We start from the raw sequence: 12,864 nt of genomic DNA on the forward strand, positions 1-12,864 counted from the left end.
GCGCCTCTTTAAATTCGTTGAGGCGTATTAATGTCAGAACCAGTCACGTTTGAATCTCTAAATCTTTCTCCTGCAATTTTAAAGGCAGTTGAAGAGTTGGGTTACAAGACACCATCTGAAATCCAAGCTCAATGTATACCGTTATTGCTAGAAAGAAAGGACGTACTGGGACTAGCACAAACGGGTACAGGTAAAACAGCAGCATTTGCACTGCCATTACTAAATAATATTGACCCGTCTGTGAAACAGCCACAGATCCTTGTACTCACACCTACCCGTGAGCTTGCGATCCAAGTAGCTGAGGCATTTGAACAATATGCAAAACACACTCGTGGTGTTGAAGTATTGGCACTTTATGGTGGCCAGAGCTACAGCATCCAGCTGAGCGCACTTCGTCGTGGCGCACAGATTATCGTTGCTACACCAGGTCGCTTAATCGATCACATAAACCGTGGCACTATCAAGTTTGATGCTTTACAAGCACTTGTACTTGATGAAGCCGATGAAATGCTACGTATGGGCTTTATCGATGATGTAGAAAGCATCATGGAAAAAACACCGCGTGAAAAGCAAACATGTCTTTTCTCTGCGACTATGCCTAAGCAAATTCAAAACATCAGCAGCAAATATATGAATAACCCTGAACAGGTTCATATTTCTGCGCGCAACTCAACTGTATCATCAGTAGAGCAAGTGTTTTGGAATGCACACGTACATAAAAACAAAGCGATTGTTCGTTTCTTAGAAGCTGAACAATATGAAGGTGCTATTGTTTTCGTACGTACGCGTAACGACACAGTGCAGCTTGCTGAGTTATTAGAGCGCGAAGGTTTCTCTGCAGCGCCACTTAACGGTGACATGAACCAGCAAGCGCGTGAGCGCACGGTTGATCGTTTAAAAAGCGGCATGCTAAACGTTGTTATTGCAACAGACGTAGCGGCACGTGGTCTTGATGTAGACCGTTTAAGCTTAGTTATCAACTACGACATTCCACAAGACTCTGAAGCCTACGTTCACCGTATCGGCCGTACAGGTCGTGCTGGTCGTACTGGTAAAGCGATTCTTTTCGTTAAGCATAACGAGCGTTATTTACTTAAAAATATCATTCGTCATACTAAATCTGAAATCGCACAAGTTGAATTACCTACAGCTAAAGTTGTTGAAGAAAAACGTATCAATGCCTTACAAGAAAAGCTTACGCTTGCTCTTGAAAACAAAGATATTACTTTCTTCAATGAAGTGGCTGCCAACATGGCACAAAAACTTGAGCTTGCTCCTGAAGACTTAGCGGGTGCGTTACTGTGTTTAGCACAGCAACAATCACCAATTAAAGTTGAAGAAGTTAAGATTCAACCGCGTGAGCGTAACGAACGTAATGATCGTAATCCTCGTAGCAATGACCGTGGTCGTCGTAACGAACGCCCTGAACGTGGTGGTGAGCGCGCTGAGCGTAAACCACGCGAGCGTAACAGCCGTGATGCAGGCCCTATGGATACATACCGTATCGAAGTAGGTCGTGAGCATGGTGTTCAGGTTAAGAACATTGTTGGCGCAATTGCTAACGAAGCAGACATTTCAAGCAAGTTTATTGGTGACATTCGTCTTCACGACAGTCACAGTACGGTACAATTACCGCAAAACATGCCTAAAGATGTACTTGATCACTTCCAAAAAGTGTTTATTTGTAAACGCCCAATGGGTATGACATTAACACAAGATCAAGGCCCTTCTGAGCCACGCGGCGAGCGTTCTGAACGCCCTGCTGGTGACAAGAAGCGTAGCTTTAATAAAGATGGTCAACGCCCTGATAAGCGTAGCGGCCCTCGTAAAGAACGTCGCCCAGTTAGCTTTACCGCTAAGTAAGCAACGACCCTTTAGTAAAAAAACCTTGGCATGAAAGTGCCAAGGTTTTTTTGTGTCTGGAATTTGAAGGTAATAGGTTCAAGGTGAAAGGTTTGAGCAGCTAGGCGTTAAATTTTTAACTACATATAAAACTTAGAGAATTAATCGTAAAATATAATTTAATCTTTATTAAGAATAACTCTTTAAAAAGAAATCAAATTTTATGTATTTGTAATTAATTTCTATCTGGGCTGACTTCTCAATACTTCTGTTATAAAGCACTCATGTCGAAAGTCGTCAGCGGTATATTCATCTGCCTTAACATTAGAAATTGAACTATATTTTATCCATAAATTTAAAATATCGACTAAGGCACTTTGTCTTTTTTGAGAGAAATAAAAGCTATTTTTAGACTCTCCATCGTCAAGAAAGCTAGTTTGTAATGCGTAAATATCTATAATTAATTTTATAATTAAAGTAATAGGCTCTTTTTGAATTGAAAAGTGGCGAATACCTATAGCATGACAAACTTGTAAAAGAGTCGCGTCCATAATCCCTAAAAGATATATTATTTTTAAGGTATATATATTTATAGAATTCTCTTGTTCTATTTTTTGCTCTTCCGAAAAGTCTGGAAACAATAAGTTTATAAACTTCAGCTTATTTCTTTTAGTGTTTGCTATTTTCCCGAATTCAAAAACTTTAGCCTCGAATAGTTTCATAAATTCATATATATATTCTATTTTCTCAATATCTATCTCGAAATATGGATCTTCTTTTTTTGTTGGTTTTGGATAAAAGCGTGTAAAAATTAGTGTAGCATCTTCGGGTCGAATGCATTTAAAGTTACCATTAAATATAACTGCAGAGAATTTTTCTTTAAATAGAGTTAACTCTTTATGATAAAGATCTATTTTATGCTCAAATTCTTGCCTTTTTATTGTTCTTTCCTGGTAATTCAAATTAGATTGAAACTGTAATGCACGAAAGTTAGCGGTTGCTAAAGTAGCAAGAGGTAATGCTGAACCTAAAATCCATAAGGGAACATTCATATACTCTAAGAAAACAGATAAGGTTTTCTTATTCGGCCATTCAATTGATAGGCCATCGTTTATAAAAATAAAACTCATCAGTAAAGAAGATAAGCCAACCGGTATAATTATAGCTATCCAAAAATATGAATATGTAAATACACTACTAATCTGTTTATTGTTATTCATTTACTTTAAGTCCCTCAATGCACACTCAAGCTAAGAGAGTTATTATTTAATCCGATTAAATAAATTATGCTTAATTTAAAGTTCTAAAAAACCCCACCAGTTCATGGTGGGGCTTCTACTTTGTTATAGCGATTATATTTATTAAGGCGCTACCGCTGGGTACACGTAACTAGCATCAAGCCCTAATGGGATACCGAGTGCCCAGTAGCCTAGCAAGAAGATACTCCAGCCAATCATAAAGGCGATTGAATACGGTAGCATCATCGCGATAAGCGTACCTATGCCTGTGCCTTTAACGTATTTTTGGCAGTACACCACCACCAGCGGGAAGTATGGCATGAGCGGGGTGATAATATTAGAGCTAGAATCTCCCACACGGTACGCCGCTTGCGTTAAGTCTGGCGAAATACCGAGTTGCATTAGCATAGGCACAAATACCGGACCTAATAGTGCCCACTTAGCCGAACTTGAACCAACAAATAAGTTTACAAAACCAGTTAAGAAAATAATCCCTACTACCGTTACAGAGCTCGGTAACTCCATTGCTTTTAATACTTGAGCCCCTTCAATTGCCAGTAATGCACCTAGGTTTGATTTACTAAATGCAGCAATAAATAATGAACAAAAGAATGCCATAACAATGTAATACGCCATACCATTCATGGCTTTGCTCATCGCATCTATCATATCTTTAGAGCTTTTAAAGGTGCCTACGGTAAAGCCATATACTGCGCCTGGGATCCAAAATAATAAGAAGATTAGCGGCACTATTGATTGCATTAATGGTGAACTAAAGTTTGTTAAAGAACCATCGCTGCTGCGCATCGCTGAATCAGCGGGTGCGGATACATACGCTAATAATGCAATACCTGCAATCATTACGCTACTTGCAATAAGAAAGGCGCGCTTTTCGTCGCTACGCGCATCTTCAAATGCTGGTAGGTCTTGAGTTTCGCCATCAACGGGTGAATTTTTTAAACGTGGTTCAATAATTTTATCGGTGATATACCAACCTAACATCACAATAAATAAACTTGATGCTGAAGCAAAGCCCCAGTTATTAAGCGGGTTAATGCTCATTGTCGGATTAATAATTTGTGCTGCACTTTGGGTAAAGCTTTGCAGTAATGGGTCAATTCCAGATGGAATAAAGTTAGCCCCAAAGCCACCACTTACCCCAGCAAATGCCGCTGCAATACCGGCAAGCGGATGACGACCGGCGGCAAAAAATATTACCCCAGCAAGAGGAATAACTAGCACATACCCTGCATCGGTAGCCGTATGGCTCACAATAGCCACCAAAATAATTGAGGGTGTTAGTAATTTTCTAGGCGTTACTTTGAGCATTAATTTAAGGCCGGTATTAATAAAGCCCGAATGCTCTGCAACGCCCACACCTAGCATTGCAACCAGCACTACACCCAGTGGTGCAAAACCGGTGAATGTTTTTACCATAGAAGATAAAAAAGTGGCCAACGAATCGCTGGCAAGCATGTTATTAATGATAATGGCTTCGCCAGTACGAGGGTCTATTGCATCAAATGTGACGCTTGAAAACCACCAAGACAAAAACCAGATTAATAACATGGCAAACAAAAAGATAATTGCTGGATCAGGCAGCTTATTACCTACCCGCTCAACAAAATTTAAAAATCGCGCAACTATGCCCGTTGGCATTGTCGCATCATTATTGTTATTCATTTCACTTGTTCCCTAGAATTTAGACTGTGCTACTTTAGCGTATCTAAGGAATGAGGTAAATTTTAACTGAATAAACAAGTTCTTTTTTAGGCACAAAAAAACGCGGCTCAGTGGCCGCGCAGTTATAAATGAATAAAAAAGCTTATGCGAGTGCTTTTACTTCATCCCATATTCTTACTACGAGTGCTTTATCGTCTTCATTAAGTTCGCCATTGCGATAGGCTTTTACTAGGCTTTTTTCAACGGTGTCGTTTAGCTCAGTAATTTCTAAATTTAGCTCCTCAACTTGGGCATACCCTACCGCTAAATCAAAGTGACCACGTAAATAACCGCCGGCAAATAGCTCATCATCAGTGGCTTTAATCACTAAATCATCAAAATATTGCTGCGCAGCATCTATGTAATTTACTAAACTCATGTGTTACTTCTCCTCAAGGTGCAGCCCATCTTGATGACCTACTGCATACATAATATGGTCGTTAAACCCACTGGTTACACGGATATAACCGCTTAATTCATCATCTAACTCGCTATCGCCGGTATCACAAATTAGCGGTCGGCCATTTAAAGCCTGTAATTTTGTTTTAGTAGCCACAACAATAATATTATCGCGGCCTATCGCTTTAATTAACGCAGGACTGAGTTGTTGATTACCTCGACCAAAAATATGCCCTTGACCGCCAATTAGAGTGATCACTAATTTTGTCTCACGCCCTGTCGTAAGTTCAAGTAATTGTTGAGCTGTTAAGTCTTGGCCTACTAAAGCTTGATCTTCAACTAAATCAACACCGAGCAGCGTATTCTCAAGCCCCATTTCTTCCATCACCGCGCCAACGGTAGAGCCACTGCCCATTACATAGAGGGTATCGGCATCCATTTCACTGACCACATAAGCGGCAATATCAGCAAGTACCAATTCATCGGTTTCTTTACCGCCATTTTTAACCGCTTGTACATAGCGCACTTCACTGGGTACTTGCATTTCGCCATAACGTTTTGCTTTTACTGTTCCTTGGCGAAAGGCGACTTCATCAATGTCCATGACATCGGCATCGCTTAGCGTTACCAACTCACCTTTAACTAACATTTCAACTACGCGGCCTGCAGCTTTTGGCGTTATGGCATATACTCCAGAGTGAATTTTACACCCTGCAGGAATGCCCAACACAGGTACAGAGTCTTCTACCGCATGGCAAATATTACGTGCTGTGCCATCGCCACCTGCAAATAAAATTAAATCTACACCTTGCTGCTGTAATAAACGTGCTGCCGCTTCAGTATCGTCACTGGTTGTGGGTGAGCTACTTTGATAAACCACTTGCGTATTAAAGCCGAGTGATTTTGCTGTTTGCTCCCCCATTTCATCATTAACAGTATAAATAGTAATATTTGACTGATGAGGTACAAGCACTTCAAGTGCAGCTTTAGTGCGGCTATTTGATTTAGGCTCAGCGCCTAATGCAATGGCTTTAGCGGCGGTGTCTTCGCCGTCACTGCCTTTTAACGCCACGCTACCGCCCAATCCTGCAACCGGGTTTACAATCAGCCCTAACTTAAACTGCATCTTTTAGCTCCTCGGGAGAATGCCATGAAAACTGCGCAGCATTTAAAGGCCACGTTGTGTTATAAAATTTACACAGTGCTTTTAGTAATCTTGTAGTACGTGGGTTAAATCCGTCTTGCAGCAGCTGTAATAACTTTGCATGTACACGCGATTGAAACGCAAATCGACAGGTTTGTTCACCATTTAAATTATCTACCGATACGTTAAAATCAAATCCCGCGGCCACACTGAGCGCCCACTCTATTGCTTGGGGTTTTACCTCTACAGATTCAAACTCTGCTTGCTGTGAAGCATCGCGCCCGTCGGGGCAATACCAATAACCATAATCTTCAACTAAGCGGCGCTGAGAACCTGCCACTAACCAATGGGCTATTTCATGCAGTGCACTGGCATAAAAACCATGGGCAAACACAATTTGATGATACGGGGTTGTATCATTTGCGGGAATGTAGATAGGCTCGTGCTCACCTTTTACCAAACGCGTATTATAGCTTTGGAAAAAAGTGTGTTCGAAAATAGAAATTAAATCCGCTATTTGATGCATAAATATTTCGTATACTCGTTTGAACCCGATGCTTTATAGCCATATAAAACTAATATAAAGCGCACTAAAAACGAGGCGAATTGTACGTACTTTTCTGCACAAAGTAAAAAGCTAGCGATTTAAAGCGATGTTCACATAAATCTCTTTAAGTTTACACACGCTAAGTCATGCTCATTGTTGTTATGACAAGTATTGAGAGATATCTACCTCATCTATTTGTTCAGCACTGAGGTAGCGTTTAGCGTAATCAAGATAAATACCTGAACTTAAAAACAGTTCAAACACGGCTTTATCAACATGATGATCGGCCACCATTTTGGCTAATATACTCATCGACTCGCTGAGTGTTTTTGCCTTTTTATAGGGCCTGTCGGCCGCCGTTAGGGCTTCAAAAATATCAGCTAGCACCAATACTCGTTCTGGTATCGATAAGTCATCCGCATTGAGTTTACGCGGATAGCCTGTGCCGATTAATGTTTCGTGATGGGTAGAGGCATAACGCGGTACGCGCTCAAGTTCTTTAGGGAACGGCAGTGTATCGAGCATACGTATCGTACTTATCATGTGCTCATTAATTTTAAACCTATCCTCTTTAGTAAGAGTGCCTCTTGAAACTGTTAAATTATAAAGCTCCCCTAGGTTATATTTATATTTACATGGGGCAATTTTAATCCCTAAACGCTCATCATATTCAATCGGCTTATCATGAGGAATTAAGTGCCAAGGTTTATCACTGAGTAATTTTTCTGTGATGGGAAGCGTGTCATCAGTCCCTTCATAGCGATACATTTCTACTGGTGAAAGCCCTAACTTATCGTCAAAATGACGCTGCCAAGTAATATTACTCAACGCAGTTAAACGCTCAAGGGCAGCTTCTGTGATTTTTTCGCCGCCAATATTACATTGTGCAATAAAAGCAAAGTCGTCCAGCAACTGTTGCTGTTTAGCTGCCAACTGCTTGGTTAAGTCGAGCTGATTTTGAGGACTGTGTTGCAATGATTTATAGTAATCAAGTTCGGCATCTCGCCAAAGTACCTCAAAACGCGTTCTAATTTCATGAATACGATTATAAATAGTCTCCAGCTTAGTGCCTTTATCAACTATGTGCTCTGGAGTGGTTATTTTACCGCAATCATGTAGCCAAGCGGCTAAACTAAATTCTTCAACCTCATCATCATTTTTAAACTTAAACCCTTTAAAAGCGGGTAACTCTGACTCTGAAGCGGCCTTAGCAAGCTCAATACCGAGTTCAGGTACGCGCTCGCAATGCCCCGCTGTATAGGGAGATTTATCATCAATGGCTTGTGCTATTAACTCGATAAACGACGCCATGAGTGCTTTTTGACTGTCTTCATGTTGCTGTATCGACTTACTCATATCAACCATAGAGTAAGCTAACGTATTAATTTCTTTAATATGACTTTTTAAAGTCGAGACTTGTTTAAACTGCCGATTTTTAATTTTATTGTTTTCACCCACCAGCGTTTTAATAGGACCGACAATGGGGGATGCAAAAAACCACGACACTGGTAACATCATAATTAAGCAGGCAACCGTAATTATTATTGAAAGCTTTATTTTTTCTCTTGTGGAGCTCAATACATCTTCTTTAGAAACCATAATGGCTAAATAGCCCGTACTAGCTAGCGCTAAATAATCAGATAGTGGCTTAATAAAAACATACTGTTCTTTACCATTAATGTTCACTAACTGTAGCTTAGAGAAGTTACTATCATCATCCAATAAAGTGATTAATTGCTCATCAGGAACAGTGCCTACAATTTTTGATTTTTTCCCTGAGTTAGTATTGAGCCATTTATCACTAAGCTGTTGTTTAAATTGCAGAGGAAGTTGCGTGGCGGCGTAATCAAACAAAGCTTTTAATTGTGCATCTTGGTTTTGAAACAATACATGGTAGTCATTTGAAAAAAGCGCGGCACTGTCTTCATCAAGCGGATTGTACTGGATCCCCTCAATAAAAAATTGCTGCTGTATATATTGCAATACGGCTTTGCTGTCTATTCCCGCATAAGTATCACCATTGGCAACATGCATTAACAACGCCTTTGTGTTGGGAACTTCCACGAGGTTAATTTCTGGAAATTGCGCTCGTAATATTTTTACAATTGACCAGCCCTCTCCCACCGCAACTGACTTACCAGCAAGTTGCTGCATATGGGTAATTGGTGGATTGTTTTGTTGATTAACAATACTCAAAGGCAAACTTACCATGGGTGTGCTGAGCATACCCAATGCATTATTCGATGCTGTATTAAGTACCGGATGAATCACATCTATCTGCTTATTTTCAAATAAATTAAGTAATTCTTGCCAACTGAGTCCATTAATATAATTAACCTTAATACCCAACAGTTCAGCAATCGCATTTATATATTCAACACTGTAGCCTTTAGGCTTACCACTGACACTAAAATCCATAGGTGCCCAATTGGTTTCATTTGAAACTGTGATAGTAGGATATTTGGCAACTATTTTTTGCTGTTGCTCATCCAGTATCAACCGATTTAGCCTTGCCTCAACCGTTGAGCTAAAGGGCTGATTTGATGCAATAATTTCTCCTTCTCGGTTATAAATAAGTAACTGTGTTGAGCTGTGCATCTCCAAACGCTGTTGCTGTTCGATTAAATAATTAGACATGTTATCAACGATAATCCCTAAGCCAAGCACATGGTTTTTACCCGCTATCTTAATCGAATACGTTTGCCCAGAGGTTTGTAAATGGGTAAATAGATAAGGCTTGGTTTTGTTTACTTGCTGTGAGTTTGCTTGCTTAAACCATGCTTGCTCGCGGGGATCAAAATACGTCGGTTTTTTGGTTTTTTCTCTTAAGCTAAATGACGCATCAAAATAAAGCGTTTGCTGTATTCTTTGCCCTTCTTCAGATTTTATTTGAATAACGACCCAGCGGTCATTATCCGTTGCACCAAGGCGCTGACGAATCATCGCACTACTTTCAAGATTAATAACCTCAAAAAAGTCACCATTGTTATAGCCCATATAAAAAGCATAAAACAAAGGGTTCAAATCCATCATTTCACTTAATACATTTCGTAGCTCTGTTTTATCTGAAAGGTTTTCACCGACTAACGAGGTGTTTTTTACCATCATATATAAAGTATTTTCAGATTTTTCATTAATGCGTGTTAGGTAATCAGCAACCGATTGAGTGGTCATATTAAAGTGTTGCACATTCGACTCGAGCGCCATTTTTTCACTGAAATAATACTGTAAGCTTGTAGCTATAATAGCGGTAATAGACGTTGCCAACACAAATACTGCCACAACCGTCAAACGAATAGAAAAGCGTACTGTTTTTGTTAACTTTTTAAGCGCTTTAAATATCATTGAACGTTCCTTGCGACACTTTTAAAAGCAGTAAATATACGTCGTTGAAAATTGCAATTTAGCAATATTCAAAGCCTATGAAGTAAGTTAATCATTAATTGTTTGAGCTAAAATAATATTAGTCACAAAATCAGAAATTTAAAAACTTTATGCCTTTATTTACTGAACACCTAATTGCGCTTACCATATGCAAACTAAAAACCTAAATGAATACACTCTTATGGTTAAACAACACACCACTAAAGCATGGCCAGTTAGCATTCTTACTTTTTTAGCGCTACTGAGTGCCTCTGCCAATAGTTATGCAAAAAGCGTGAGTATTAACGTGTTTGCTATTCCCTCTTCGCCAATTGTTGAGCTCATGGCTACAACCAGCAATGAACTAGCCAAACAGCAAATAACCACGTTTTATCAGCAAGGCTTACCCGTGCATGCCACATTATATTTGACTGATTATCCGCAAGAGGCACAAAATGAAATTAAGCAGGTGGTGGAGCGTATTGTAAAGAAACATCAACCTTTTGAAATTAAAGCCAATGGGTTTAGTGTATCTGCCAGTAATTGGGCCTTTATAGACTTAGAAAAATCTTATCAGTTACAACGCTTAGCCGATGAAGTGACACTTAAACTTGAGCCACTTCGCGATCATCAAGCGCCAGTACCAAGTTGGGTAAAGCATTACCCTAATAAACTCGTGGCCTTTGAGCGTTATGGTAGCCCAAATGTGTTTCAAAACTTTCAGCCACATTTAACCCTACTTGCAAATGAGCAAAACCCTACATTGGCTGCGTTTAATAAAGTCATGCAAGCTGAGCCACCGCAAGCACAAGGTGAAATAATTGGGATTGGAATTGGAATTTCTGATCAGTTTGGGCAACAAAAACAGGTCATCGCTAAGTACTTCTTTGATACCAAATAAATAATTAATAATGGGAGCTAATTACACATTTATTAACTTAAATGGTTTATGGATTTGTGGTTAGCTTATCGCTTAAATGCTTTTTAAGTATGCGGGTATTGCGCGTATTTGCTTTGAACATGGCATCAAAAATATCTCCAAAAAATGGAATAAGCCCACCTACAAAATCAACTAACATGTTTAAAATAATCCGGCTTTTTACTCGCTTACCAACACCCAATCGCTGCGCTTCAATTAGTACATACCCAGATAAAATAAGCCCGGCTAAATCGCCTACCACTGGCAATAGCCCAATCAATGATTCGACACCGAAACTAAATTTAGTAAACGGAATACCAATGCTGCTGTCGGTAAAGCGGCTAAACTCTTCAAGCCGTTTTATGGTGGCTTTATATTCAGCTTGTGTAACGTGAGATTGATTATTTTTTTGCATAATAACTGCTCTTTATTTTTAGGTGCGCTAAGCACATGGAAATTATTGAGCGGCAATAAAGACGTATAGCCTGTACATAATAAACGCGCTAGTGCGCGTTTATTATTAATTTATAGTAAAGCGCGCTTAAATAGCGCCTTTAATTGGCCCATGCTCATGATGAACATGCGGGTTTTGACCGCGTTGACGTAGTAAATGATCCATTAAAGTAATGGCCATCATCGCCTCGGCAATCGGGATTGCACGAATGCCAACACATGGGTCGTGACGGCCTTTAGTGATCATTTCCACCGCTTCGTTTTCAGTGTTAATACTGTTGCCTGGAATGGTAATACTCGATGTCGGTTTGAGTGCAATTGACGCGATAATATCTTGCCCTGTAGAGATACCTGCAAGCACCCCACCGGCATGATTTGAGGTAAAACCATCAGGGGTTAACTCATCACGGTGCTCTGAGCCTTTTTGCTCAACCACATCAAAGCCATCGCCAATTTCAACGCCTTTTACAGCGTTGATACTCATTAATGAATGGGCAAGTTCGGCATCTAGCCTATCAAATACCGGCTCACCTAAACCAACTGGCACATTTTTAGCCACTACTTTTACTTTGGCACCCACTGAATCACCTTGCTTTTTAAGCTCGCGCATATATTCATCGAGTGCTTCAAGCTTGCTAACGTCTGGGAAAAAGAATAAGTTATTTTCCACCTCATCCCAATCGTAATTTTCGGCTTTAATTGGCCCTAATTGGCTCAAACACGCACGTACTTCAATACCATGAAATTGCTTTAAATACTTTTTAGCAATAGCGCCTGCGGCAACCCGAATAGCGGTTTCGCGCGCAGATGAACGGCCACCACCACGGTAATCGCGAAGGCCGTATTTGTGCCAGTAGGTATAGTCACCGTGGCCTGGGCGAAATACATCTTTAATTTTGCCATAATCTTGTGAACGTTGATCGGTATTTTCAATTAATAAACCAATGCTGGTACCAGTGGTTTTACCTTCAAAAACGCCCGCTAAAATTTTGATTTGGTCGCTCTCACGGCGCTGCGTGGTATAGCGACTTTGCCCAGGTTTGCGTCTGTCTAAATCGTGTTGTATGTCGGCCTCAGTGATTTCAAGGCCTGCGGGCGTGCCATCTACTACGCCGCCTAATGCAACGCCGTGGCTTTCGCCAAAGGTGGACACTTTAAATAACTGCCCTATGCTATTACCTGCCATTAACTTTCCTCATTCCTAATGACTTATAGCCGAGGATTAACTCGGCTATTG

Annotated in this window: 10 protein-coding genes; 2 read left to right on the forward strand and 8 right to left on the reverse strand. The window is 40.2% G+C overall.

Annotated features, from left to right (window positions below; all coding sequences use genetic code 11):
• The first annotated feature begins 30 nt into the window (after nt 1-30).
• Nucleotides 31-1,863: a DEAD/DEAH box helicase gene (locus BM380_RS08680; RefSeq protein WP_016899447.1), complete on the forward strand. Its 1,833-nt coding sequence runs from the start codon at nt 31-33 to the stop codon at nt 1,861-1,863.
• Nucleotides 1,864-2,084: 221 nt separating this feature from the next.
• On the opposite strand, the gene BM380_RS08685 is transcribed toward BM380_RS08680, so the two are convergent.
• From BM380_RS08685 to BM380_RS08710, 6 genes are all read right to left on the reverse strand, one after another.
• On the reverse strand, nt 2,085-3,062 hold the full coding sequence (locus tag BM380_RS08685; RefSeq protein ID WP_090493995.1) for a hypothetical protein: 978 nt from the start codon (nt 3,060-3,062) through the stop codon (nt 2,085-2,087).
• A gap of 141 nt (nt 3,063-3,203) precedes the next feature.
• Nucleotides 3,204-4,763, reverse strand: coding sequence for an AbgT family transporter (locus tag BM380_RS08690; RefSeq protein ID WP_010391381.1), 1,560 nt, complete (start codon nt 4,761-4,763; stop codon nt 3,204-3,206).
• 142 nt (nt 4,764-4,905) lie between these two features.
• A complete protein-coding gene (locus BM380_RS08695; protein WP_024602794.1) occupies nt 4,906-5,181 on the reverse strand; it encodes a YfcL family protein in 276 nt (91 codons plus the stop codon).
• Between the two features lie 3 nt (nt 5,182-5,184).
• Nucleotides 5,185-6,327 (reverse strand): ATP-NAD kinase family protein, encoded by a 1,143-nt coding sequence (locus BM380_RS08700; protein WP_028835360.1) that lies wholly within the window; start codon nt 6,325-6,327, stop codon nt 5,185-5,187.
• Complete coding sequence (locus tag BM380_RS08705; protein WP_008114523.1) at nt 6,317-6,871, reverse strand: elongation factor P hydroxylase; 555 nt, start codon at nt 6,869-6,871, stop codon at nt 6,317-6,319. Before BM380_RS08705 ends, BM380_RS08700 begins: the two co-directional genes overlap by 11 nt.
• A 180-nt stretch (nt 6,872-7,051) precedes the next feature.
• Nucleotides 7,052-10,237 carry an HD domain-containing phosphohydrolase gene (locus BM380_RS08710; RefSeq protein WP_090493997.1) on the reverse strand — a complete coding sequence of 1,062 codons (3,186 nt, stop codon included), beginning with the start codon at nt 10,235-10,237 and terminating at the stop codon, nt 7,052-7,054.
• 220 nt (nt 10,238-10,457) lie between these two features.
• Here BM380_RS08710 and BM380_RS08715 point away from each other — a divergent pair, with 220 nt between their 5' ends.
• Complete coding sequence (locus BM380_RS08715) at nt 10,458-11,156, forward strand: 2'-5' RNA ligase family protein (RefSeq protein ID WP_175527458.1); 699 nt, start codon at nt 10,458-10,460, stop codon at nt 11,154-11,156.
• Nucleotides 11,157-11,202: 46 nt separating this feature from the next.
• Here the strand turns inward: BM380_RS08715 and BM380_RS08720 are convergent, their stop codons facing one another.
• Together BM380_RS08720 and aroC are read right to left on the reverse strand one after the other, a co-directional pair.
• On the reverse strand, nt 11,203-11,589 hold the full coding sequence (locus tag BM380_RS08720) for a DUF4112 domain-containing protein (RefSeq protein WP_028835364.1): 387 nt from the start codon (nt 11,587-11,589) through the stop codon (nt 11,203-11,205).
• Between the two features lie 126 nt (nt 11,590-11,715).
• A complete protein-coding gene (gene aroC / locus BM380_RS08725; protein WP_090493999.1) occupies nt 11,716-12,813 on the reverse strand; it encodes a chorismate synthase in 1,098 nt (365 codons plus the stop codon).
• Nucleotides 12,814-12,864: the final 51 nt, after the last annotated feature.

The organism is Pseudoalteromonas sp. DSM 26666 (assembly GCF_900116475.1).
GTDB classification, from domain to species: Bacteria; Pseudomonadota; Gammaproteobacteria; order Enterobacterales; family Alteromonadaceae; genus Pseudoalteromonas; species Pseudoalteromonas tetraodonis.

What these genes read in the sequence shown, in the direction of transcription:
- BM380_RS08680 (WP_016899447.1), top strand. Translation starts at nt 31, where the DNA reads ATGTCAGAACCAGTCACGTTTGAATCTCTAAATCTTTCTCCTGCAATT.
- BM380_RS08685 (WP_090493995.1), bottom strand. Translation starts at nt 3,062, where the DNA reads ATGAATAACAATAAACAGATTAGTAGTGTATTTACATATTCATATTTT.
- BM380_RS08690 (WP_010391381.1), bottom strand. Translation starts at nt 4,763, where the DNA reads ATGAATAACAATAATGATGCGACAATGCCAACGGGCATAGTTGCGCGA.
- BM380_RS08695 (WP_024602794.1), bottom strand. Translation starts at nt 5,181, where the DNA reads ATGAGTTTAGTAAATTACATAGATGCTGCGCAGCAATATTTTGATGAT.
- BM380_RS08700 (WP_028835360.1), bottom strand. Translation starts at nt 6,327, where the DNA reads ATGCAGTTTAAGTTAGGGCTGATTGTAAACCCGGTTGCAGGATTGGGC.
- BM380_RS08705 (WP_008114523.1), bottom strand. Translation starts at nt 6,871, where the DNA reads ATGCATCAAATAGCGGATTTAATTTCTATTTTCGAACACACTTTTTTC.
- BM380_RS08710 (WP_090493997.1), bottom strand. Translation starts at nt 10,237, where the DNA reads ATGATATTTAAAGCGCTTAAAAAGTTAACAAAAACAGTACGCTTTTCT.
- BM380_RS08715 (WP_175527458.1), top strand. Translation starts at nt 10,458, where the DNA reads ATGGTTAAACAACACACCACTAAAGCATGGCCAGTTAGCATTCTTACT.
- BM380_RS08720 (WP_028835364.1), bottom strand. Translation starts at nt 11,589, where the DNA reads ATGCAAAAAAATAATCAATCTCACGTTACACAAGCTGAATATAAAGCC.
- aroC (WP_090493999.1), bottom strand. Translation starts at nt 12,813, where the DNA reads ATGGCAGGTAATAGCATAGGGCAGTTATTTAAAGTGTCCACCTTTGGC.